19 protein-coding genes, 4 pseudogenes and 1 other annotated feature are annotated in these 20,940 nt (G+C 68.7%); of the genes and pseudogenes, 10 read left to right on the plus strand and 13 right to left on the minus strand.

The window, feature by feature from the left end; translation table 11 throughout:
* Window positions 1-329: 329 nt before the first annotated feature.
* The 5 genes and pseudogenes from OG718_RS04065 to OG718_RS04085 all read right to left on the minus strand — a co-directional run.
* Window positions 330-803 (minus strand): annotated as a pseudogene (locus OG718_RS04065) (ABATE domain-containing protein); the annotation flags it as partial.
* Window positions 804-1,066: 263 nt separating this feature from the next.
* Window positions 1,067-1,279 (minus strand): hypothetical protein, encoded by a 213-nt coding sequence (locus OG718_RS04070; protein WP_328843278.1) that lies wholly within the window; start codon window positions 1,277-1,279, stop codon window positions 1,067-1,069.
* Window positions 1,280-1,565: 286 nt separating this feature from the next.
* On the minus strand, window positions 1,566-2,402 hold the full coding sequence (locus OG718_RS04075; protein WP_328843279.1) for an alpha/beta fold hydrolase: 837 nt from the start codon (window positions 2,400-2,402) through the stop codon (window positions 1,566-1,568).
* 91 nt (window positions 2,403-2,493) lie between these two features.
* Entirely contained in the window at window positions 2,494-3,951 is a 1,458-nt protein-coding gene (locus tag OG718_RS04080) for an amidase family protein (RefSeq protein WP_328843280.1), read from the minus strand.
* A 194-nt stretch (window positions 3,952-4,145) separates the two neighbouring features.
* Complete coding sequence (locus OG718_RS04085; RefSeq protein WP_328843281.1) at window positions 4,146-4,685, minus strand: DUF302 domain-containing protein; 540 nt, start codon at window positions 4,683-4,685, stop codon at window positions 4,146-4,148.
* Between the two features lie 282 nt (window positions 4,686-4,967).
* Here OG718_RS04085 and OG718_RS04090 point away from each other — a divergent pair, with 282 nt between their 5' ends.
* Together OG718_RS04090 and OG718_RS04095 are read left to right on the plus strand one after the other, a co-directional pair.
* Window positions 4,968-5,567 carry a TetR/AcrR family transcriptional regulator gene (locus OG718_RS04090; protein WP_328843282.1) on the plus strand — a complete coding sequence of 200 codons (600 nt, stop codon included), beginning with the start codon at window positions 4,968-4,970 and terminating at the stop codon, window positions 5,565-5,567.
* A 368-nt stretch (window positions 5,568-5,935) separates the two neighbouring features.
* A complete protein-coding gene (locus tag OG718_RS04095) occupies window positions 5,936-6,298 on the plus strand; it encodes a VOC family protein (protein WP_328843283.1) in 363 nt (120 codons plus the stop codon).
* 34 nt (window positions 6,299-6,332) lie between these two features.
* On the opposite strand, the gene OG718_RS04100 is transcribed toward OG718_RS04095, so the two are convergent.
* Window positions 6,333-7,265, minus strand: a complete 933-nt coding sequence (locus OG718_RS04100) for a LysR family transcriptional regulator (protein WP_328843284.1) — start codon at window positions 7,263-7,265, stop codon at window positions 6,333-6,335.
* Window positions 7,266-7,335: 70 nt separating this feature from the next.
* On the opposite strand from OG718_RS04100, the gene OG718_RS04105 reads away from it, so the two are divergent.
* The 3 genes from OG718_RS04105 (at window position 7,336) to OG718_RS04115 (ending at window position 9,846) form a co-directional block, all read left to right on the plus strand.
* On the plus strand, window positions 7,336-8,223 hold the full coding sequence (locus tag OG718_RS04105) for an SDR family NAD(P)-dependent oxidoreductase (RefSeq protein WP_328843285.1): 888 nt from the start codon (window positions 7,336-7,338) through the stop codon (window positions 8,221-8,223).
* 83 nt (window positions 8,224-8,306) lie between these two features.
* Window positions 8,307-9,236, plus strand: coding sequence for an SDR family NAD(P)-dependent oxidoreductase (locus tag OG718_RS04110; RefSeq protein ID WP_328843286.1), 930 nt, complete (start codon window positions 8,307-8,309; stop codon window positions 9,234-9,236).
* A gap of 76 nt (window positions 9,237-9,312) precedes the next feature.
* A complete protein-coding gene (locus tag OG718_RS04115) occupies window positions 9,313-9,846 on the plus strand; it encodes a GNAT family N-acetyltransferase (protein WP_328843287.1) in 534 nt (177 codons plus the stop codon).
* On the opposite strand, the pseudogene OG718_RS04120 reads toward OG718_RS04115, so the two are convergent.
* Both OG718_RS04120 and OG718_RS04125 read right to left on the minus strand, forming a co-directional pair.
* A pseudogene (locus OG718_RS04120) lies at window positions 9,832-10,377 on the minus strand (transposase); the annotation flags it as partial. The gene OG718_RS04115 and the pseudogene OG718_RS04120 sit on opposite strands and share 15 nt — an antisense overlap.
* Window positions 10,378-11,130: 753 nt before the next feature.
* Window positions 11,131-11,931, minus strand: a complete 801-nt coding sequence (locus tag OG718_RS04125; RefSeq protein ID WP_328843288.1) for an NmrA family NAD(P)-binding protein — start codon at window positions 11,929-11,931, stop codon at window positions 11,131-11,133.
* 279 nt (window positions 11,932-12,210) lie between these two features.
* Between OG718_RS04125 and OG718_RS04130 the strand changes: the two genes are divergently transcribed.
* Complete coding sequence (locus OG718_RS04130; protein WP_328843289.1) at window positions 12,211-12,636, plus strand: DUF6003 family protein; 426 nt, start codon at window positions 12,211-12,213, stop codon at window positions 12,634-12,636.
* Between the two features lie 407 nt (window positions 12,637-13,043).
* Here OG718_RS04130 and OG718_RS04135 read toward each other — a convergent pair whose 3' ends face one another.
* Entirely contained in the window at window positions 13,044-13,445 is a 402-nt protein-coding gene (locus OG718_RS04135; RefSeq protein WP_328848005.1) for a hypothetical protein, read from the minus strand.
* 251 nt (window positions 13,446-13,696) lie between these two features.
* On the opposite strand from OG718_RS04135, the gene OG718_RS04140 reads away from it, so the two are divergent.
* From OG718_RS04140 to OG718_RS04150, 3 genes are all read left to right on the plus strand, one after another.
* Complete coding sequence (locus OG718_RS04140) at window positions 13,697-14,722, plus strand: YncE family protein (protein ID WP_328843290.1); 1,026 nt, start codon at window positions 13,697-13,699, stop codon at window positions 14,720-14,722.
* A 936-nt stretch (window positions 14,723-15,658) separates the two neighbouring features.
* Window positions 15,659-17,224, plus strand: coding sequence for an MFS transporter (locus tag OG718_RS04145; protein ID WP_328843291.1), 1,566 nt, complete (start codon window positions 15,659-15,661; stop codon window positions 17,222-17,224).
* A gap of 54 nt (window positions 17,225-17,278) precedes the next feature.
* Window positions 17,279-17,776: an FBP domain-containing protein gene (locus tag OG718_RS04150; protein WP_319061462.1), complete on the plus strand. Its 498-nt coding sequence runs from the start codon at window positions 17,279-17,281 to the stop codon at window positions 17,774-17,776.
* 72 nt (window positions 17,777-17,848) lie between these two features.
* On the opposite strand, the pseudogene OG718_RS04155 reads toward OG718_RS04150, so the two are convergent.
* The 4 genes and pseudogenes from OG718_RS04155 to OG718_RS04170 all read right to left on the minus strand — a co-directional run.
* Window positions 17,849-18,775 (minus strand): annotated as a pseudogene (locus tag OG718_RS04155) (IS3 family transposase); the annotation flags it as partial.
* Window positions 18,683-18,811, minus strand: a sequence feature (AL1L pseudoknot). It overlaps the preceding pseudogene by 93 nt.
* Before the next feature lie 17 nt (window positions 18,812-18,828).
* Window positions 18,829-19,923, minus strand: coding sequence for an IS30 family transposase (locus OG718_RS04160; RefSeq protein ID WP_328843292.1), 1,095 nt, complete (start codon window positions 19,921-19,923; stop codon window positions 18,829-18,831).
* A 53-nt stretch (window positions 19,924-19,976) separates the two neighbouring features.
* Window positions 19,977-20,288, minus strand: a pseudogene (locus OG718_RS04165) (transposase); the annotation flags it as partial.
* A 142-nt stretch (window positions 20,289-20,430) separates the two neighbouring features.
* Window positions 20,431-20,625: a hypothetical protein gene (locus OG718_RS04170; protein ID WP_328848006.1), complete on the minus strand. Its 195-nt coding sequence runs from the start codon at window positions 20,623-20,625 to the stop codon at window positions 20,431-20,433.
* Window positions 20,626-20,640: 15 nt separating this feature from the next.
* Between OG718_RS04170 and OG718_RS04175 the strand changes: the two genes are divergently transcribed.
* Window positions 20,641-20,883, plus strand: coding sequence for a hypothetical protein (locus OG718_RS04175; protein WP_328848007.1), 243 nt, complete (start codon window positions 20,641-20,643; stop codon window positions 20,881-20,883).
* The last annotated feature ends 57 nt before the right edge of the window (window positions 20,884-20,940 follow it).

The following is a 20,940-nucleotide window of genomic DNA, read 5'->3' on the forward strand; positions in this document are numbered from 1 at the left end:
CGGTGACGCTCCCTGTTCTCGCGCTCGCTGGCGTCCTCCAGATCCGCGCGCCCGAGCAGATCCTCATGGTCTTCTACGGCCGCTTGCCAGTGCCTGGTAGCCGCGGTAAGTGCCGGTGAGCTGGGCGTGCCAGTGCTGGGCGGTGTACGACGACAAGTGCTGGGCGGTGTACGACGACAGCCGGTGGCGGGGGCGGTGACCCGGGCGAGGGCCTGCGCACGCAGGCCCGGGTCGGTGAGGTATCGGCTGACCTGCTTCAGGTCGAACACCATCGCCCGCAACGCGGCACCGGCGAAGAACCGCTGGTGGTTGCTGTGTGGCTGCAGCTGTCATGGGGAGGCGGTGCGGCGGGCGTAGGCGCGAGCGGCGCGGGCGCGATCGCCGCAGCGGGTGGAACACCAGCGGCGGCGGCCGTAGCGAAGCAGGTAGCGGTTGCAGGGGGCAGAGCCGCAGGCGGTGAGGCGGTCCGCGTCGGGGCCTGTGAGCAGGTCTGAGGCGTCAGCGGCGAGGGTGGCCAGGGCGTGGTCCACGATTGCGGTGGTGGGGTGGGGGCTGGCGCGGTAGGGGCCGGTTTTGTCGTCCCACTGCAGCAGCGGGGCGGTGGGGACGCGGGTCATCGCGTCGTTGACGGCTCTGACCGCGGCGGGGAGAGCGGGGAGACCTTCGGCGCGAGAGGCGAACAGCGACCTGATCTGTTCGCGCAGTGAGCGCAGCTGTGTCGCGCACAGCCCCGGGGAGAGGGCCGGATGTGATGCCACGGCCCACGCTGACCAGCCGTGGTCGGGGTGTGCGGACCCATGGTCGGGGCGCGCTGCGCAGCCCACGCGAAACAGCCGCCGCACGGGACGGATCCCGGGCGGCGGCTGCAACGAAGAACGTGGTCGTGAAGGGCGGTCGCCTACGCGGCGGAACGCTCCATGAGGCTTCAGCCGAACGATCGTCCTCATGGGCAATAGGTGAGGCCCGGGGACACCGTCCCCTCCACAACCACGCCTGGTGTAACCAGCGCGCCCCCGCGGATGTTCCCGGCACAGGCATCCGCTGCAACCAGACCTGAAGAGAACACTCAGCGGCCTGAGTCGGTAATGCCGTCCGCGAGCTGCCCGACCACATCGGCGATTCCCTGCCCGAAGGCCGTCGGAGCGACCAGCACACCGAACACCAACACGATGACAACGGTCAGCTGTTCATCGGACCGCTTCCGCGCCTGAACGCGGCGCCGAAGCCGGACAACAATGATGACCGCCAGGAGAACCGCCACATTGATCGTCAGAACCATGAGCCCCCTCCTCCGAACGCGCACCCTTGGTTCAGATGTACCGAGCACGGATCCGACAGGCAGCGCATATGCCAAGGGATGGCAACAAAGGACGTACAAACGGCCGGAACCGCGGGGTTGCGCCGATGTGCCGGACGAATGGTCTCTTGGCCCCTTACTGAGGATTTCGGGTTGTCGTCGGGCAGTGACGGCTGATGCTCCCTGCGGTACGCCGTTGGTGTGAGGTATCCGGAGGGTGGGGGGCCTGACCGCTGAGCGTCGGGCGTTTCGTGAGCGGCCTGGCGGATCAGTCGCGGAGGAAGTCCAGGGCCTGGTGTACGAACACCTCGCTGTACTGGAAGATGCCGCCGTGGCCGGAGTCGGGGTAGACGGCGAGCTTGGCATCGGGCAGCAGCTCGGCGAGCTGGAGGGTGCCCTCCGTCGGCCACATGGTGTCGTTGTCGCCGTTGACGACGAGTGCGGGCTGCTTCACGGCCGCCAGGCCGGCCGATGAGGCGTCTGTTTCCCAGGCGCTGAGGGCGGCGAGCTGCGCGCCGATCGCTGCGTTGGAGATCGGGGTGTCGCGGTCGTCGGTGGTGCGCTGGTCCAGGCGGGCGAGGAAGGCGTCCGCGGCTGCCTGGCCGGCCGGTGTCGGCTCGAAGAACAGGAAGTGCTTGGGGTGCTTGCCCTGCTCGGTCGCCTTCTGGATGGCTGCTTGGAGGGTGGCTCCGGTGGCAGCCGGGCCCGGGGCGCCGGCAGGTGTGGTGCCGGCCAGGACGATCCGGCGGATGCGGCCGGAGTGCTGCTGGGCGACGACCTGGGCCACGATGCCGCCCAGGGAGTAGCCGAGCAGATCGACCACGTCCAGGCCGAGGGCGTCCAGGAAGGCGATGGTGTCGTCGGACATCGCCTCGAAGTTGTCGGGGGTGGTTCCGCCGGAGCGGCCGACCCCGCGCAGGTCGACCATGATGACGTGCCGCTCGGCTGCCAGGCCGTCGACCACGGCGGGGTCCCAGTCGTCCAGCACCGCGGTGACGTGGTGCAGGAGGACCAGCGGAACACCCTGACCCGTGCCCACCTCTCGGTAGGCGAACGCAGTCCCTGCGACGTCAACGGTCTTGGTCGGAGCCGTTACTGCATTCATTGCGAAGAGTCCTTCTATCGAGTTCGGTGTCGGTTGGTGTGCCTGCGCGTCGTCGGCGTGTGTCCGATCGACTCGACGGGCGGTGAGGTGATCAGGCGGGTGCGGGCAGAGTGCCAAAGAGGGCCTCCACTCGGCGAGTGACGTCGAGGAGGCTGCTGTCCGCGCCGTGTGCGGCATCGATCTCGAGGCCGATGGGCAGGCCGTTGGTGCTGAGGCCGATGGGGATGCTGATGCCGGGCAGGCCAGCTCCGCTGGTGGGGATGGTGTTGTAGGCGAGGAACCGGTCGTCGACCTGGTGGCCGGCGATGGTGAAGCTCGAACCGTGCTCGATCAGGGGTGCGGGGCAGGGGGTGGTCGGGAAGAGCAGCGCGTCGGCCGCATGGTGGGTGAACACCTGCCCGAGTCGGCGCTGGAGTTGCGGGCGCTCGGTGGTCAGAGCTGACTGGTAGCCCTCGTCGGAGAGGTAGCCCGGCCCGTCCGGGACGACGACCTGGCTCCAGATCTCCTTGAGTTGGGGCTTGACGTCGTTGTAGATCTCATCGAACGTGACGGGGAAGTCGTTGTCGGCGACGAATTGCCCGACAGCCTCCCGCATCTCGCGGAAGAAGAAGTTCCACGTCAGCAGGTTCGCCGTTTCCATGAAGCTCTCGCCGAGGTCGATCTCGACGATGTCGGCGCCCGCGTCGCGAAGGCGTTCGAGCGCGGCGGTGAAGTGTGCTGCGGTCTCCGGGTCGACTACCTTCATGTACTGCCGGGGAGCGTGGGCGAACCGCACCCCGCGCAGGTCGGACCGGCGCGAGCCGGGGGCCGAGGTGTTGCGAGTGACGATCTGGTCGAGCAGCGCGGCGTCCTCGACGCTGCGGGTGAGGATGCCGGTGGTGTCGAGCGTGTGGGAGATCGGGGCGACGCCGCCTCCCGGCCAGCGGCCGTTGGTGGGCTTGTAGCCGACCACGCCGCTCAGGGACGCGGGAACCCTGATGGAGCCCACCGTGTCGCCGCCGGTCGATGCGGGCACAATACGGGCGGCAACTGCCGCGCCGGAGCCGCTGGACGATCCGCCGGGGACATGGTCGTGGCTGTAAGGGTTCTTCACCTGACCGTACGGGCTGTTGTGCCCGGTCAGCCCGAAGGACATCTCCACGAGGTTGTTCTTGCCAAAGACGATGCCCCCGGCGTTTTTCAGCGCGCCGACGACGTCGGCGTCCTGCTGAGGGACGAAGTCCTCCAGGTTGCCCACGCCGAGCGTGGTGCGCAGTCCGGCGGTGGCGTAACTGTCCTTGATTCCGATCGGGACGCCGAGGAGAGGAGCAGTGGAACCCGCAGCGCGGGCCTTGTCCGCCGCCGCCGCCGCGGTAAGCACTGCGGACTCGTCGATGGTGATGAAGGACTTCAGGTCGGCATGCTTGCGCGCGCGCCGTAGGAGCGCTGAAGCGTACGCCTCGGAGGTGATCTCGCCGTTGCGGATCGCGGCGGCGGCCGCTGCTACGCCGAGCTCGACGATGGCGTCATCACCTGACGCTGCGCCAACGGTATTTTCGTTGTCCTGCATGGTAGCTCCCTTGTATTTCACAGTGTTTGTCGGCACGTGACTAACGCCCTGCCTTTCAGCAGCAGGCCAGCACTCGCATCTGAGTGTCGATCACGGCAGAGAATGGCCTGACGAGTCACTGGGCATTCTGAGAATGGATAATCCGCGCGACGATTCACTTCTGGCTGGAGCGTGCCGCTTCGGTCTGTTTCTATCTACCGGTCGTCGGCTGCGGAGAGAGAAGGTGGCACGATCACATCAAGGACCTTCAGCAGGTTGGCGACCTTGCGGTCCAGTTCCGCGCCGACCGCGGCGATCTCGGGAATGCCGAAGCTGGAGAAGCGGGTGCTGGGCTGGTCGATGCTGAACAGCGTGGCGCCGTGCCGGTCCTGGTGGATCGTCGTCCGCAGCGGTGCGTAGAGCATCACCGCCGGGTCGTGCCGGTACATGCGCTCGGCGATGGTGTGGTTCCCCATGAGGTAGGTGGCGCTGGAACCGGGGTTGCCGGCCAGCCGCATGGTCGCACCGACATCGGTGGTCCAGAACCGCATGAAACCGTGCGGCGCGTTCTCTTCGGCGGCAGCGAGCACAGTGTCCCAGCTCGCCCGCCCAGCGCGCAGCCGCTCCATCCCCTCGAGATCGATTACCGGCACGGCAGCCTCGTACCGGGCCTTGAAATCGTCGAACGACGACTTCGTGTCGATCGCCCACCGGACGACCTCATGGGAAACTGCGACGAAATTCTGATTGGACATGATCGTTTCCTTGCCTTGTCGCTCTCGATTAGCAGCGCAGAAACGCAGAGTCTCCTGCCGAAGAACCACGGCGGATCGCCAGGATGGGTCGGGTGTCCATCTGGGTCCTTTGCGTGATCCGGCCGGTGGCGCTGCGGGCAGGGTGCGCACCCTGCTGTATCCGGGCCGTTCAGCGCCGCCCCGCCGCAAGGGGCAGACAGCCACCTTGCAAAGTAAAGCGATCGCTGTACTTCAGGCTAGCAGGCTCTTCGTGTGAAGTAAACCGATCGCTATACTTAGGGCATGGAAACGATCGATGCACCGGCCCGTGCATCCCGCGGCGGACGCGGCGCCCGGGAGCGAATCTTGCGCACTGCCGTGGAACTGTTCGCACGGGACGGCATTCACGCCACCGGCATCGCCAAACTGACACACGAGGCACACGTATCCACGCGCACGTTCTACCAACACTTCCCGAGCAAAGAAGCCCTGGTCAGTGCCTATGTCGAGCGTGTCGGAGTGGAACCGCACAGCCTTGAGAGCGTCCTCGACCGTGATGACCTTGCCCCCCGCGAACGCCTCTTGCGCCTGTTCGACGAACGCCCGGCCGGCCCGGTGCACCCACCCGTCCTGCGCGGCTGTCCTTTGCACAACACCGCTGTGGAAGCAGCCGGAAACATGCCCGAAGCCGCAGCGCTCGTGGAGCAGCACAAACGGGGCTTCGCCGCGCGCCTGATCAGGGCTGCCGCCGAAGCCGGCGCTCCCGACCCCGACGTCCTCGGACGACAACTCGCCCTCCTCTTCGAAGGCTGCCGAGCTCTGTCCACCTCCCTCAACGACCCCCAACCCATCCATGACGCCCGCAAGCTCGCCGCCACACTGATCGACCAGGCAACCGCCTGACCCTGACCGTTAAGCCAAGGTCCCCGGCCTAGCGGGCTCGTGCACGGTAAGCGGGCAGGCGTCGAGGGGGGCGGCGGGGCTCCGCGGCCTGCTGATGGGACAGCAGGCCGGCGACGGCCTGGAGGGTGTCGCTCATGTGTTCGCGGCGGCCGCCGTGGCGGGCCAGGGCCCGCCAATTCTTCACTCGCCTTTACCGACCATGGTGAGGCAGCAACCGCCGCGCTGGCAGCCGCCGGCGCAGCCAGCGCCGTCCAGATCACCATTCACAACGCCGCTAGCGCCCAGCACGCCGAAGTCGAAGGAGCCGGGAGCTCCCGCCGAGACCCCTTGTCTCCCTGCTCAGACCCCTTGTCCGCGGCTGCCCCGACTTGCGCTTCCTCAAGTTCGCTCAGGTCCTTGCGCTTGGCGTTGGCGAGGAACGCCGCTTCGAGGAGGCTTTCGTCGGTGCTGGCGAACTCGTCACCGAGCATGACCTTGATGGTGGACAGTCCGGCTTCGCGTGCGGCTCGCACCCCCTCTCGCACGCCGACGCCTTCGCCGCCACCGCCGTGCAGACCTTCACCCACCTGGCGCTTCAAGTCCCGGATCTCGACGGCGCGTTCGCCCGCCTGACGCAGGACGGCGGGGCTGCTGCGGTGTCGCGCCCTGCACCCGGCGCCAGTGAAGGCATGCGCTACGCGTACGTCGCCGACCCGGAGGGCAATCTGCTGGAGCTGATCGAGACGTCATGAGCAGGGCGGGGCCGGGTCCAGCGCAACAGCGCACTCATGCGGAGGGAAGGGGCATGTGGGCGTCGAGCGCCATCGCGCGGAGGACAGCGGCCACACGTGTCACGGCCTGGCGGGGCGGGGCGGGCAGGCGGGCCAGGAGCAGGCGCCGCTGTTCTTGCGGGCCGCCGCGGACGGGGAGGACCCGCACTCCTGGAGGTACCGCGGAGACGAGCGAGGCGGGAAGGGTGGTCAGTCCGCACCCTGCGGCGACGAGGTGGAGCTTGGCCAGCCAGTCGCGGGCGGTGTGGGCGATCTCGGGGCGCCCGTCCAGGCCGGGCCACACGCCCATCAGGCGGTCCTCTCCCGATGAGGACCCGGCGATCCAGCGCTGCCCCCGAAGATCGGCTACGTCCACGTATTCGCCGCGGGCCAGGGGGTGCGTGGCGGGCACCGCGAGACACAGAGGGCGTTCGGTGAGTGTCTGCAGTGCTAGCGGGGGCGACTCGGCGTCCGGCGCACGGAACGGTGGCGCCGAGGCGAGCAGGGCCAGATCCAGGCTGCCCGCCCGCAACGCGCGGACCAGTGCCGGGGTGCCGCCCTCACGGCCGACAACCTCGAGACCGGGATCGCTTTCACGCAATGCGGTAAGGGCTCGGGGCAGCAGCACGGCGCCGGCGCTGGGCACCCATCCCAGACGGACCGTCCCGGTCTGCTCCGGCAGGCCGGACAGTTCCCTGGCGGTCGCGGCGATCTCATCGAGCACGACCGTCGCGCGGCGCATGACGACACGGCCGGCGGGTGTGAGCCTGGCCCCGTCGCGCCGCCGCTCCAGCAGCTCCGTACCTGCCGCGCGCTCGATCGCGGCGATCTGCCGGGACACCGCGGACTGGGTGTACCCGAGCGACGCCGCGGCCGCGGTGAAGGTTCCCTGTTCGGCCACGGCCCGCAGGACGCGCAGTGCGGTCAGTGACACATCGGAGAAGTCCATGATGTTTACGCATGCTAGCTGTTCCAAACTTTCGTTGGACGCATGGATCAGGGGTTTCTAGCGTGGACGCATGACCACTTCACGCATCGCCCTCGTCACCGGGGCCAACCAAGGGCTCGGCCGGGCCTTCGTCGAAGGACTGGCGGCCCGCATGGATCCGCAGGACCTGGTCCTGCTCACCGGTCGCAGTCAGCAGCGGGTGGCGGACGCCGCCCGGGAAGTCACCCAGTCGTCCGCTACCCGTGCCCGTGTCGAGGGCCGGGTCCTGGATGTCACGGACTCCGACGCCATCGCCCGTCTCGCCGAGGAGCTGCGGGCCCGGTACGCAGGGGTGGACGTCGTCATCTCCAACGCGGTCGCCCGGCTGCTTCCCGAGGAGTCGCAGTCCGAGCGGGCCGATGAGTTCATCGACGTCTCCAACACCGCCACGCACGCGATCCTGCGCTCCTTCGGGCCCGTGCTGCGCCCGGGCGGCCGGCTGCTCGTCGTCGCCAGCAGCCTGGGCACGCTCGGTCACCTGGACGGCCGGCTGCACCACTTGTTCGACGGCGCGAGCCTGGACCAGGTCGAGTACGCCGTGGAGTCCTGGCGCAGCGCCATCCACCACAAGACCGCGCAGGAGGCCGGCTGGCCGCTGTGGCTGAACGTGCCCTCGAAGGTGGCCCAGGTCGCCGCCGTTCGCGCCGTCGTCGCCGAACGCCGCGCCCGGGACCTGGCCGACGACACGCTCGTCGCCGCCGTCTGCCCAGGCATGGTCGACACCGCGACCTCACGCCCGTGGTTCAGCGACTACAGCCGGGCCCAGCCGCCCGCCCGGGCCGCTGAAGCCGTCCTCGATCTGGTCTTCGCCGCGCACGTCGACCCCGCGCTCTACGGCGAACTGGTGCGCTTCGGCAAGGCCCTGCCCTGGCACGACGGCACGCCTCCGGTCGAGCAGGACGCGATGCTCGTCCCCTGACCGCACCAGACACCACCGTCCGCCGCCGTCCGCAGCACCCGTGGCCGCTTCAACATCCAGCCCTTTCAGCAAGGAGTCCCCTCATGAGTGCCCTCGCCACCCCGTTCGGTTTCGCCAGCACCGCCGGCGAGGTCGTGTCAGGAATCGATCTCTCCGGCCGCCGCGCGGTCGTCACCGGCGCCTCCTCCGGCATCGGGGCGGAAACGGCCCGCGCCCTGGCGGCCACTGGCGCGGCCGTCACCCTCGCCGTGCGGGACGTGGCGGCGGGCGAACGCGTCGCCAAGGACATCACCGGATCGACCGGCAACCAGGACGTGCGGGCCGTGCACCTCGACCTGACCGACCCCACGTCCATCACGGCCTTCACCGCCGCCTGGCAGGGCCCGCTGCACGTCCTGGTGAACAACGCGGGCGTCATGGCCTGCCCCGAGCAGTACACCGAGCAGGGCTGGGAGTGGCAGTTCGCCACCAACCACCTCGGCCATTTCGCCCTCGCCACCGGCCTGCACGGCGCGCTGGCCGCCGACGGCAACGCCCGCATCGTGGTGGCGAGTTCCACCGGCCACCAGCGGTCACCGGTCGTGTGGGACGACGTCAACTTCGCCTTCCGCCCCTACGACCCGTGGCTCGCCTACGGCCAGTCCAAAACAGCCAACGTCCTGTTCGCGGTGGAGGCGACCCGCCGCTGGGCCGACGACAACATCACCGCCAACGCCCTGATGCCGGGCGCCATCTACACGAACCTGCAGCGGCACACCGGCGGCCGGGGCAGCGGCCGCGTCCCCGCCGAGCTGATCAAGACCGTGGAACAGGGCGCCGCCACGTCGGCCCTCCTGGCCACCTCACCGTTGCTCGAAGGCGTCGGCGGCCGCTACTTCGTCGACTGCAACGAGACCGAGATCGTCGAGCGACGCTCCGGCACCCTGCACGGCGTCGCCCGCTACGCCCTCGACCCGGCGGGCGCCCGGCGCCTGTGGGACCTGTCGCAGGACCTGATCACAGGCGCCACGTGATCGGGACGCGTCCCGGCTAGTGCTGTGACCGGCATCGTTCACCGGGTCGCTGAACTGTGAGCAGTAGTCTCATCTGGTGATTGACCACGGATTTTTCGACCGGACCGGACGGCGCGTCACCTTACGGGAGGTGGGTGACGAGAACTGGCGCGCGGTCGCTGACATCGTGCCTCTCGACGAGCAGCGAAGGCATGTCCCCGCCATGGCAGCCCGCTACCTCTTGCTGTCGATGCGTGAGGACAGCTGGAATTCGCTGGCGGTCTACGCCGACGACACGGTCGTCGGACACGTCATGTGGGGTCTGGACGAGGACGGCTCGCACTGGATCGGGGGAATGCTGATCGATGGCGCCGAGCAGGGCAAGGGCCTCGGCCATGCCCTTCTGCTGACCATGACGGGCTGGTTGGCGGCGCAGGAGGGCTGCTGGACGATCCGGCTGGCATATCAGCCGGACAACGCCGTTGCCGGACGGCTCTACACATCGCTGGGTTTCGTGCCGACGGGAGCAGTTGATGGTGATGAGGTCATCGCTGAGCTGGCACCAAGCCGGGTCGGTAATCGCTGCGAGGTGACGGGGGCGGATCACCGGGCCCGGTCATGCTGCGGCTGAGTGGGGGTGTCCGCCCCAGCGGATGCCCTTCTCGCTGCGGATCCGAGCACGCTCGCGGCGTTGGGCGGCCAGGACGTCGGGGTGGCGGGCGTTGGTGTTGCGCCAGTGCAGATAGGCGTGCAGGGCACGGCTCTGGACGGTGTGGTTCGGATGGTGGGAGTTGGCCAGGGTGAACTGCCGCAGCGGTCCGAAGTGGGCCTCGATGGGGTTGGCCCAGGAGGCGTTGGTGGGGGTGAAGCACAGCTCCACCTTGTTTTTCTTCGCCCAGGCGCGGATCTTGGTGCCCTTGTGTGCGGAGAGGTTGTCCATGATCACGTAGATCGGGGCGCCGTCCGGACGCGCGGCGCGGATCGACTTCAGTGCGGTCAGGGAGTTCACGGCTCCCTTGCGTCGGCGGTTGACGCCCCACAGGGTGTCGTCGCCGACCGAGTAGCAGCCGTGGAGGTAGGTCACCGCGTGGGTGCGGTGGTACGTCGCCGGGACCCGGTCGGGACGGCTCCACCCGGCCCAGCAGGACCCGTCGGTGGGGCGACTCCAACCTCAACCGCGAAGAGCTGCGCAAACGTCGGATCCTGCCCGTCATCTCCCGCAAGGGTGCACCCAACATCAAAAGCCTGGGAAGCTCCGCTACGTCGTCGAGCAGACATTCGCGCTCCTCCACCACTTCAAGCGTCTGGCCGTCCGCTGGGAACGCCGCACCGAACTACACGACGCCTTCGTCTCCCTCGCCTGCAGCCTCATCTGCTGGAGGCGGCTGAAGAGGTCTCGGTCATGATCGCAGAGGCCCCAGGAGAGGCAGCAATGTCCGATGTGGGTTCGGACCCTGGCCTATCAGTGGGGAGCTACCATCTCCGCGGCGTCGTCAACCGTCCACGCACAGACGTTTCGTCCGGAGTGATCATGTCGACTGAAGGCCGCGGCAAGACAGCAGTGTGGGCGAAGGTCCTCGCTGCGATCGTTCTCCTCGTCCTCATACCTCTGGTGATCTATTTTATGGTCTCCTTCCAAGGGTCGGGAGCGTTCCCTTGGTGAGCGTGGCTTCCGCTTGCTGGCTACTTCAACAGGCTGCAGCCTCGCCATTTATGTGAGCTACCGCCTCTGTCTCATCAACAGCCCTTCATCTGCTGACAGATCACCGGCGTGAGTGGTCCAAGGGCGCGCAGAAGGCATCCGCGCTTTGCGGCCCGCACTTGGACGTCGACGTCCGCCGGCTCCGCGGTGACGAGCAGCCCGGTGCCGAGGGCTACAGCCGGGCGGCCTGATCGGCCGCCCGGCTGGATGCGGTCAGGTGTTCCAGATGCCGGTTGCCGCGGTCTCCCGGGCGTACTGGGCGAAGTCCTTGGGCTCGCGGCCGAGGGCTTCCTGGACTCCGTGAGCGAGCTGCCGGTGGGGTGCGGCGGGGTCCGAGGCGAACACCTCGGCCATGATGTCGGGTTCGTCTGCGGGGCTCGGCTGCGGGGTGAGCTGGGTATAGGTGATCTGGCGTCCGGTGGCGGTGGACAGTTCCGCGGCGATGTCGGCGAAGCTGAGCAGGCGGGGCCCGGACAGTTCGTAGGTCCTGCCGTGGTGGCGGTCTTCGGTAAGGGCGGCGACCGCCACGTCGGCGATGTCGTCGGCGTCGATGAAGCCCTCGGTCCAGTCGCCGGCGGGCAGGGCGAGCTCGCCGGCGCGGACGGCATCGACGAAGAACGCCTCGCTGAAGTTCTGGTTGAACCAGCCCGCGCGCACCACGGTCCACTCCACCCCGGGGAGCTTGATGTTCTCCTCGCTGGTCTGGGAGGCGCTGTCCCCCCGGCCCGACAGCAGAACCAGACGTCGCGCGCCGCAGTCGGCCGCGGCCCGGGCAAGGGCGCCGATCTGCTCGGCGTAGTCCGGCTGGAACGGGTCGGGGTGGACGATGTAAACGCGGTCGGCCCCCTCGATGGCGGGCTTCCACGTCGCCGGGTCCTCCCAGGTGAAGGGGGGCCGGCCCGAGCGGGAGCCGATGCGGACCGGGTGGCCGAGGGCGGTGAGCCGGTCGACGACGCGGCGACCGGTCTTGCCGGTGCCCCCGATGACAAGGGTGAGCTGCGCGGATGCAGACATGGGCTTCTTCTCCTGATTGCTGAACGGGCTCGGGCGGTCCAACGCACGCAGGACGCCGAGGACGCCTGGCGAGATGGACAACAGGCCCCGTGCCATCCCCACATGGGGGGGGGCGGACCCCCTCTTCCCGCGGCCCGCCCCGTTTCGGGCATGCGTACAGGCCGAGCAAACGGGTCACCCTCACCGGTGAGTTGGCGATTCTTGTGAGGTGACGGAGCCATCCGCGGGTAGAAGACGCACGTCGAGCGCACGTTCCTTAGAGAGAGTGGTGTCATAGTCATGGCCGACGACGCCTTGCTGTTCGTCCTCCCCGACAGCCATCCGCGCCTGGGTGCGGCCCTGACCGCAGTCGGGGAGTTGGAGTGTGCCGAGACCCCCGCAGTGCTGGGATGGCTGCACGCGCACGGGATTTCCGGCGCGTCGGAGCGCGTCAGGATCGTCCTGGCGGGAGCCGAGGTGCTCGTCCCCGAGGATGCGGAGCGCCTGCCGGTCCCCTTGAGTGCGGAGGAGGCGGTGAGGGTGGAGCACGAGTGCGCGCCCCAGTCCGTGACCGATATGGAGTGCGAGTTGCTCGGTTTCCGGGACACCACCCAGGACTGGCAGGCCCTGGTCCACCGCGCGCTCACCGCCGGGATTCCCACGCCGCGCATCGCGCAACTCACCGGCCTGGACCCGCAGGACATCGTCCAGGCCGTCGACAACTGATTCTCCTGCCGGTCCGCGGGGCTTGAGGAGCTTGATCGGGCGCCGTACCTGCGGGCCAGATCCGGCACTGTGTGCATCGGCCGCTGCCGAGCCGAGTACATCCGCACCAACACCGACTCCGCCGAGGTGGTGCCGTCCAAGGCAACGCTGATCGGGGTGTGCTCGGGTCTTCCCGTCTCTACCGTGGCGGTGGAGGAGGCGACGTGGATGGGCTCATTGGTCGAGGAGTTGGAGGCCCGGGAGGCGGCTGGCTGGCCGATCGCCACTGGCCCGGCCGAAGGGCGTGAACAAGCCGGGGCGCCCTGATCCTCGCTGGAATCCACACGCGTGCGGCGGCCGGGGAGTCGGCCGGATGGATGCCGCGGCGATGTTCGGCGGCCTTGACGAGGAGTCCAGCAAGAAGATCTTCATCGTTGACAACCAGGCCTCGAATATGGCAACCAACGGTAACGAGGTCCTGGTCGAGCTGCGTCCAGCTCGCGAACAAGATGCTCTCGACCGTGCGGCGGCGCACCACCGCCGAGCTCCGCGGCCGGCGCGGACGCGCCAGGATCCCGGATTTCCGGTACTCGCTGAACCGCGATGTTCACGGGCGAGGTGGTGACCGCTGGCACACCGGCTTCGTCGACGCGCTCGGCGTCGGCGGGCTGCTCGGCCAGGTCGAGGGCCGTACCGCCGCCGATGTCCTGGCCTGGCTGTCCACCACGCTGACCTGGCGCAGCGAGGAGGTTACGCAGGGACTCTTTGGCGATCCACGCGTTCAGCAGCGTCTGACCGATCTTCCCCTCGGCCAGCAGCGCGTTCCACATGCCCGCGAACTGCTGCGACGACGCCGATGGGTTCGGTCGGCGTCGTCGTGCTCGGGTCTTTCCGCTCGGTGCGACGCTGGCTGGGTGACGGGGCCCGCGGGGGCCGGTGGTTCAGTTCGTGTGCGTGCCGGCGCTCTGGCGAAAATCTGGACGCCACGGTCCCGTGTCGAACAGACTCATGCCTGGACGCGAGGGCCGCGGTCCCGCGCCGGCGACGATGACGGGCTGTCGAGAGATCGAGGTGAGGGACTGTGGTAACGCGTCGTACGGTGATCAAGGCGGCGGGCGCCGGAACGTTAGCGAGCGGGCCCACCACGCCGGCCGCCGGTGCTCCCCGGGCGGCGGAGGCCGACGTACTGGTGGTGGTGGAGAAGGGCAGCCACGCGGTCGGTTTCTACGACGCCGCGTCGGGGCAGCGCCTGCAGACCGTCGGACTGCCCGACTATCCGCATGAGATGGTCGTCGACTCTCGCGGGCGATTCGCCTATGTCGGGCACTATGGAGTGCGCATGTCCTCCGTCGTCGGCGAGGGCGGCTCCGCGGTCTTCGTGATCGACCTCGTCGAGCGGTCCCTGGCCCGGACCATCGACACCCGGCCGTTCAACCGTATCCACGGCATGGGCATCGACCGCCACGACCGGCTGTACGCCCTGAGTGAGGAGAAAGCGGTACTGCTCGGCTTCGACGCTCCGTCCACCGACCAGGCACCGACCAGGGCGGTACCCACGCACGGGGTGAAGACCCATCTGTTCACGCTCAGCCGTGACGGCGAACGAGCCTACGTCACCGGCCTGTTGTCGCACACGGTGAGCCTTGTGCGCCCCCACGACGCCTCCGTCCCACCGCTCCTGGCGACTCCCGGTCAACTGCCCGAGAGCAGTTGTCTGAGCCGGGACGAGAAGACGCTGTTCGTCGGTGTCCGTAAGAGCTCCTCCCTGGTCGCCGTGGACGCGCGCACCATGAAGGTGCGGCGGAGCCGGAAGGTGGGCGGAGACCCGCTGCGGGTCTACACCCTCGACGACGAGCGGCTGTTGGTGACGGACATCGTCGCGGGCACCCTCACCGTGTTCAGCACCGATCTGCGGCCGGTCCGCTCCCTTCAGCTCGACGGGACCCCGGCCGCCGTGTCACTTCACCCCGGCAGGCCCCTGGCGTATGTGTCCCTGCTGGGCACCAACCGGATCGCCGCCGTCGATCTGGACCGGCTTGCCGTCGTCGGCGGCTTCGGCACCCAGCTGGAACCGGACTCTTCGGTGCTGCTGCCCGCCGCCTCCTGAGGCCGACCACCCTGGGTTCGGGACCAACTCGGCAGGCCGGGGATGCAGGTGCTTCAGGTGGTGGACGAGGGTCCAGGGCCACTCGGGGCGGCGCCCCTTCGAACGCGCTGGACGGCCACACCGTCCAGGTCGAGCAGCAACGTCGTAACGTTGTTCCAGGGTCGGCACCCCGCAGACCGAACACCGACCGTGCGACTCCCCCGCCGCCAGAGTCAGCCACACGCTCAACCGCGAAGACCCGTTTTGACACCGCTTGGGCGCTTGCGGTGGGACGCTGGGAGTACCCTGCGTGAGGGACTTCCACCTCCAAGCAATCACCCAAGCTGGGCGCACACACGGAAGGAGCTTGACCCCTTCCGTGTGTGCGCGGGCGGTCGGTAATTCCGGTCGTGCGGTGGCGTCGATCGGATATCGTGTCCGGAGATTTAGCGCGGCAGGTTCTCTGCCGCCCCGTTCGGCGCGCTCGGCGTCGACACGCACCGCGTGCCCTGCCCGGAAGGAGGCGAGAGACATGGACCGTGCCGAATGCGTTGCGGCCATAGTTGCCTCCGGCCGTGTGCCCTCCCTCCTCTGCGGCGCGCGGTAACTCTTCCCCCTATTTGTTTCTTGTTTCGGCATCTTCCTGAGATGCCGCGTCACGAGATGTCCTGGCCTGCGCGGTTCGTCGCCGCGCTGCCTGCGGGGGCGCGTGCCCGAAGACGGGCCCTTCTTTTGCTGGTCACCGTGATCTCGGCACTCTCCGCCTCACGACCAGCAAGAGCGCCGGCGTGAGTGACACGCAGCTGGTGAGGCAGGCCCCGGGTGCTGTCCGCGGTTCCCGCTGCCCCACCGCCCTGCCGTGTCCCCGTGCTGCGTACACCGGCCCGTCGTCACCACTGCGACCGTCCCTGGCCGGCTGTCTCGACAGCACTTCGACACGAAACGTGCGCAATCGCCATGAGCAAGAAACGTCCCGGAGGGGAATCCCTCCCGTCCGCCCCTTCCACGGCCACCGATCGTTCCCCGGACCGCGAGGTTCCCGCCGCGACTCCGGCACCGGCACCGGCACCGGCACCGGCACCGGATCCGAAGCGCTGGTGGGCGCTGGCCGTCATCGCCCTCGCCCAGCTGATGGTGATCCTTGACGGCACCATCGTGAACATCGCGCTGCCCTCCGCCCAGCACGCTCTCGGCATGTCGGACGCCGACCGGCAGTGGGTGATCACCGCCTACACGCTGGCCTTCGGCGGGCTGCTGCTGCTCGGCGGCCGAATCGCCGATCTGGTGGGCCGCAAGCGCACCTTCGTCATCGGCCTGGCCGGGTTCGCCGCGGCCTCCGCGCTGGGCGGCGCGGCGGCCGGTCCCGGGATGCTGTTCGCGGCGCGGGCCCTGCAAGGTGCGTTCGCGGCACTCCTGGCGCCCTCGGCCCTGTCGCTGCTGACGACGACGTTCACCGACCCCAAGGAGCGGGCCAGGGCGTTCGGGGTCTACGGTGCGCTGGCCGGCGGCGGCAGCGCGGTCGGGCTGATCGTGGGCGGTCTGCTGACCGAGTACCTGAACTGGCGCTGGTCCCTGTACGTCAACGTGCCCATCGCGCTGGCCGCCCTGCTCGGCGCACCGGCCTTCCTGCGCGACCGCTCCGGCCGCCGGGGCGGGCACCTGGACGTGCCGGGCGCGCTGCTGGGCTGCGGCGGGCTCGTCGCCCTCGTGTACGGCTTCAGCGAGGCCGAACCTCGCGGCTGGACCAGCCCGTCGGTGCTCACGCTGCTCGTGGCCGGCGTGACCTTGCTCGCCGCCTTCGTGTGGTGGCAGAGCCGCGCGGCGAGCCCGCTGCTGCCGCTGCGCATCGTCAAGGACCGGGTCCGGGCCGGATCGCTCGCGACGATGGGCTTGGCCACCGTCGGCATGTTCGGCGTCTTCCTGTTCCTGACGTACTACCTGCAGGTCGTCCTCGGCTACCCGCCGGTGCGGACGGGCCTGGCCTTCGTGCCGATCTCGGCCGGCATCGTCATCGGCGCGACCCAGATCGCGGCCCGCCTGCTGCCACGCACGGCGCCGCGCACCTTGATGTCGTCCGGCATGGTGCTGGCCGCCGCCGGCATGGTGCTGCTCAGCAGCCTGACCGTGGATGCGCAGTACGTCCCGCACGTGCTGCCCGCCCTGCTGCTGCTCGGTCTGGGCATGGGCCTGACCTTCATGCCGGTCTACGCGACGGCCACCGCCGGCGTGCCCGCGCAGGACGCCGGTGTGGCCTCGGCTGTCCTCAACACCGTTCAGCAGATGGGTGCTTCGCTGGGCACCGTACTGCTCAACACCATCGCCACCGGCGCCACCAGCCGTTACGTCCACTCGCACGTGCACGATCCGGCCGACGGCGGCGCGACCCTCGACGAAGGCATGGTGCACGGCTTCTCCGTCGCCTACCGGTGCTCGGCGGGCGTCCTGCTGCTCGCCGCCCTCGTCGCGGGCGTCACCGTACGGCACAAGACGCCGAAGCGCGCCGGAAACGACGCACCGGCCTAGCGAGCCGGGGTCGTGTCCCGCCGCCGTCCACCTCACCCCTCGAAGGATCCCTCCATGAAACCCCTGACCGAGCACGACATCCGTACCTCGTTCGTCAACTGCTCGAAGGGCGAGGCCAAACGCCTCCCCCTGCCTAAGAACCTGGCGGACCTCGACCACTGGGACGACCTGGACTTCCTGGGCTGGTTCGATCTGTCCGCGCCCGATCGCAGGTATCTCGTCGTCGAACGCGCCGATGAACTAGTCGGCCTGTCCCTGCGCTCCGCTTCCGGCAACCGCGGCTTCCAGCGCCGCAGCCTGTGCTCGCTGTGCCTGACCACGCATCCCGGCAGCGGCGTCTCCCTCACGACCGCCCCCAAGGCAGGCCCGGCCGGCCGCCAAGGCAACTCGGTGGGCCTCTACATCTGCGCCGACCTGGACTGCTCGTTGTACGTACGGGGCAGGAAGAAGGCGGCACCAGGCGGGCGCATGGAGGAGTCCCTCACTGTCGAGCAGCAGATCGAGCGCCTGCGCGGCAACCTCGACACGTTCGTGGAGCGGGTCTTCCACTGAGGCCGACAGGGGCTCGACGGCCATCGTCGCCGAGCCCCTGTCCGCTGAACCGCTCCGGGATCACTGGAGGCTCTATGCGTTGGCTCCAGCCGCCGGTTGGGGCTGGTGTTGAGCGTAGTAGTTGGTCTCGTGCTCGTGGGGCGGGATGTTTCCGTTCGCTGTGTGGAGGCGGTGGTTGTTGAACCAGTCGACCCATTCCGCGGTGGCGAGTTCGATGTCGGCCAGGCCGTGCCAGGGCTTGCGGGGCTTGATCAGCTCCGTCTTGTAGAGGCCGATCTGGGATTCCATGAGCGCGTTGTCCAGGGCGTCGCCGACGGTGCCGATCGAGGCGTCGATGCCGGCGTCGAGGAGGTGCGCGGCGAACGCGAACGACGTGTATTGACTGCCCGCATCCGAATGATGAATGAGCCCTGGTCCGGCGGGAGTTCCGGCGCGGTCGCGGCGCCACAGGGCCATGTCGAGGGCGTCGAGGACGAGCTCGGCCCGTTTGCTGGTGGCGCCGGACCAGCCCACGATCGTGCGGGAGAAGACATCGACGACGAACGCGACGTAGACGATCCCGGACCAGGCGGCGACGTAGGTGAAGTCCGCCACCCACCGCTCGTTCGGACGCGACGCGGTGAAGTCGCGTCCAAGCAGGTCACCAGCCCTGTCCTGACCTTCGTCCCGGATAGTGGTGCGGATCTTCTTCCCGCGTCGGGCGCCCTCCAGGCCCAGGTCGCGCATCAGCCGGGCGACCGTGCAGCGGGCCACTGGTATGCCTTCGCGGTGCAGCTGGTGCCAGACTTTTCGGACCCCATAGACGCTGAAGTTGTCCGTGTGGACGCGGCTGATCTGTGTCTTCAGCTCGTCGTCACGGACCGACCGGGTGCTGGGGGTGCGGTTCTTGGCGGCGTCGTAGATGCTCGTCGCGATCTTCAGTCCATGGCTGGTCAGGACTCTGCAGATCGGCTCGACTCCGAACACCTGACGGTGTGCGTCGATGAACGCTACGAGCGCTTCGACGGCCGGTCGAGCTCGGCCGCGAAGAAAGCGGACTTAGATTCAACCGGTCAAGGCAACACTCTCGGCTGGGGTGCGGAATCCCAGACACTTGCGCGGACGGTTGTTGAGCTTCGTCGCGATGGCGTCAAGGTCGTCCTGGCTGAACGTCGACAGGTTCGTGCCTTTGGGCAGGTACTGCCGGAGCAGCTTGTTGGTGTTCTCGTTGGTGCCACGTTGCCAGGGGCTGCGAAGAACACGTCGACGCCGGTGTCGACGGTGAGCCGCTTGTGGGCTGCCAACTCCATGCCGCGATCCCAGGTCAGCGTGCCGCGTAGTCGGGGGTCCATACGTTCGTAGGTCTCGGCCAGAGCGGGAACGACCACGGTGGTGTGGCGGCTGGCGAGTTTCACGACCGTGAGGAGCCGTGACTTCCGGTCGACCAGCGTGGCGACCTGGCTGTTGTTCGAGCCGATCACCAGATCGCCTTCCAGATGCCCGAACTCGCTGCGGTCTCCCGCCGCCTGGGGCCGCTCCTCGATCGGTCGGGCATCGGTGATCTGCGAGCGCCACTGACCCTTCACCGTGTGGCGCTTGTTCTTCCGGATCGGACGGCCAGTTCGCAGGCGTTTGCACAGCTCGCGGGGGACCACCTTCCAGCGGGTGGTGTAGACCGATCGGTAGATCGTCTCGTGGCTGATCTCCATCGCCGGGTCGTCACCGTGGTGCAGACGCAGGTGGCCGACGATCTGTTCCGGCGACCACTCCTCCTTCAGCAGGGTCAGCACCGTCTGCCTCAACGCGGGCCTTCGGGCGAGCAGGCACTGCTTCGGGCGCCGGCCTCGGTCAAGTGCCCGTTCCTGCGCAGCGATCGCCCGGTAGACATCGCGTCCGCCGTTATTGCTGACTTCACGGCTGATCGTCGACACCGCACGCCCCAGGAGGCCGGCGATGGCCCGGTAGGACTCTCCGGCACAAAGCCCGCGCGAGATCTCCTCCCGCTCACCCATGGTCAAGCTTCCGACGCGCGCTTTGCGGAGTTCGGGAGCGATCCCTCCATGGTGCTTGAGTACGGTGAACACCGAGCCGGGCGGCTTGCCGATCTGCCTGGAGATGACGCTGATCGATTCTCCGGCCCTCCAGCGCCGCCACAAGTCGGCCTTCATCTCGTCCGACATCCCCGGCCGACCCAGTCTCGCCACGTAAACCGTCCTCAACCAGCACTGTTGCTCTGACCGGTTGAATCTAAGGACGCCGCCTTCAAGATCTCGTTGGCCCGCCGCAGCTCGGCGTTCTCGGCCTTCAGCCGCTTGATCTCCGCGGCCTCCTCGGACGTGACGCCGGGCCGCTGGCCGCCGTCGACTTCGGCCTTGCGGACCCAGGTCCGCACCGTCTCGGCCGCGCCGATCCCCAGCTTGGCTGCGACCGCCTTCATTGCGGCCCACTCGGTCGGGTAGTGGGGACGGATCTCCGCGACCATGCGCACCGCACGCTCACGAAGCTCGGGTGGATAGGGGGACGGACGTGCCATGACTCGATCCTCTCAGGGAATCGAGCCTCCATCAGACCCGGAGCGGTTCACGTCGCGACCGATTCCACGGCGCCTACTGGCTTGGCTTTGCGGGTGAACGTCGCAGTGCCTCGCCTGCCCACAGCCAATCGGGGACAGGACATCAGCGGCCCGCGCCGAATTCCCGCAGGCTTGCCACCAGTTGCCGGTCGGGCCGGGCGACGATGACGGACGCCCCGGGTGTGCGCGCGGCGAGCGGGTCGACCTCGCTCTCCAGGCGGTCGGTGGGTGCCAGGGCGCGGGCGAAGAGCTCCAGGCCCTCGAGGAAGGCGGCGTCGGGCGGGGCGGTGTCGGCCATGGAGTGAGTGAGCTGGTGGAACCAGTGCCAGGCCCGCCTCGACTCGCCCAGGGCGAGGTGGTGCAGGTGCAGGCAGTAGGCGGCGGCGCGGCTGTCGGCGCCGGCGGCGAGCTGCGACCAGAACTGCGCAGCGGGGTTCGGTCGTGGTCCGGCGCGGTCTGGGTCCGGCTGGAGGCCGTGGCGAGCAGTTCGAGGTTGTGGTGCTGCTGCTGGGAGGTCAGCGGTCGTGCCCCGGCGGGGGTGCGGGTGCGGAAGTAGGTGCCGGTGGGGATGGCTTCGCGGGACAGCCGGGTGAGCAGTGAGCTGTCCGCAACG

The sequence above is a fragment of the Streptomyces sp. NBC_00258 genome (assembly GCF_036182465.1).
Lineage (GTDB): Bacteria > Actinomycetota > Actinomycetes > Streptomycetales > Streptomycetaceae > Streptomyces.

What these genes read in the sequence shown, in the direction of transcription:
- OG718_RS04070 (WP_328843278.1), bottom strand. Translation starts at nt 1,279, where the DNA reads ATGGTTCTGACGATCAATGTGGCGGTTCTCCTGGCGGTCATCATTGTT.
- OG718_RS04075 (WP_328843279.1), bottom strand. Translation starts at nt 2,402, where the DNA reads ATGAATGCAGTAACGGCTCCGACCAAGACCGTTGACGTCGCAGGGACT.
- OG718_RS04080 (WP_328843280.1), bottom strand. Translation starts at nt 3,951, where the DNA reads ATGCAGGACAACGAAAATACCGTTGGCGCAGCGTCAGGTGATGACGCC.
- OG718_RS04085 (WP_328843281.1), bottom strand. Translation starts at nt 4,685, where the DNA reads ATGTCCAATCAGAATTTCGTCGCAGTTTCCCATGAGGTCGTCCGGTGG.
- OG718_RS04090 (WP_328843282.1), top strand. Translation starts at nt 4,968, where the DNA reads ATGGAAACGATCGATGCACCGGCCCGTGCATCCCGCGGCGGACGCGGC.
- OG718_RS04100 (WP_328843284.1), bottom strand. Translation starts at nt 7,265, where the DNA reads ATGGACTTCTCCGATGTGTCACTGACCGCACTGCGCGTCCTGCGGGCC.
- OG718_RS04105 (WP_328843285.1), top strand. Translation starts at nt 7,336, where the DNA reads ATGACCACTTCACGCATCGCCCTCGTCACCGGGGCCAACCAAGGGCTC.
- OG718_RS04110 (WP_328843286.1), top strand. Translation starts at nt 8,307, where the DNA reads ATGAGTGCCCTCGCCACCCCGTTCGGTTTCGCCAGCACCGCCGGCGAG.
- OG718_RS04125 (WP_328843288.1), bottom strand. Translation starts at nt 11,931, where the DNA reads ATGTCTGCATCCGCGCAGCTCACCCTTGTCATCGGGGGCACCGGCAAG.
- OG718_RS04130 (WP_328843289.1), top strand. Translation starts at nt 12,211, where the DNA reads ATGGCCGACGACGCCTTGCTGTTCGTCCTCCCCGACAGCCATCCGCGC.
- OG718_RS04135 (WP_328848005.1), bottom strand. Translation starts at nt 13,445, where the DNA reads ATGTGGAACGCGCTGCTGGCCGAGGGGAAGATCGGTCAGACGCTGCTG.
- OG718_RS04145 (WP_328843291.1), top strand. Translation starts at nt 15,659, where the DNA reads ATGAGCAAGAAACGTCCCGGAGGGGAATCCCTCCCGTCCGCCCCTTCC.
- OG718_RS04150 (WP_319061462.1), top strand. Translation starts at nt 17,279, where the DNA reads ATGAAACCCCTGACCGAGCACGACATCCGTACCTCGTTCGTCAACTGC.
- OG718_RS04160 (WP_328843292.1), bottom strand. Translation starts at nt 19,923, where the DNA reads ATGAAGGCCGACTTGTGGCGGCGCTGGAGGGCCGGAGAATCGATCAGC.
- OG718_RS04170 (WP_328848006.1), bottom strand. Translation starts at nt 20,625, where the DNA reads ATGGCCGACACCGCCCCGCCCGACGCCGCCTTCCTCGAGGGCCTGGAG.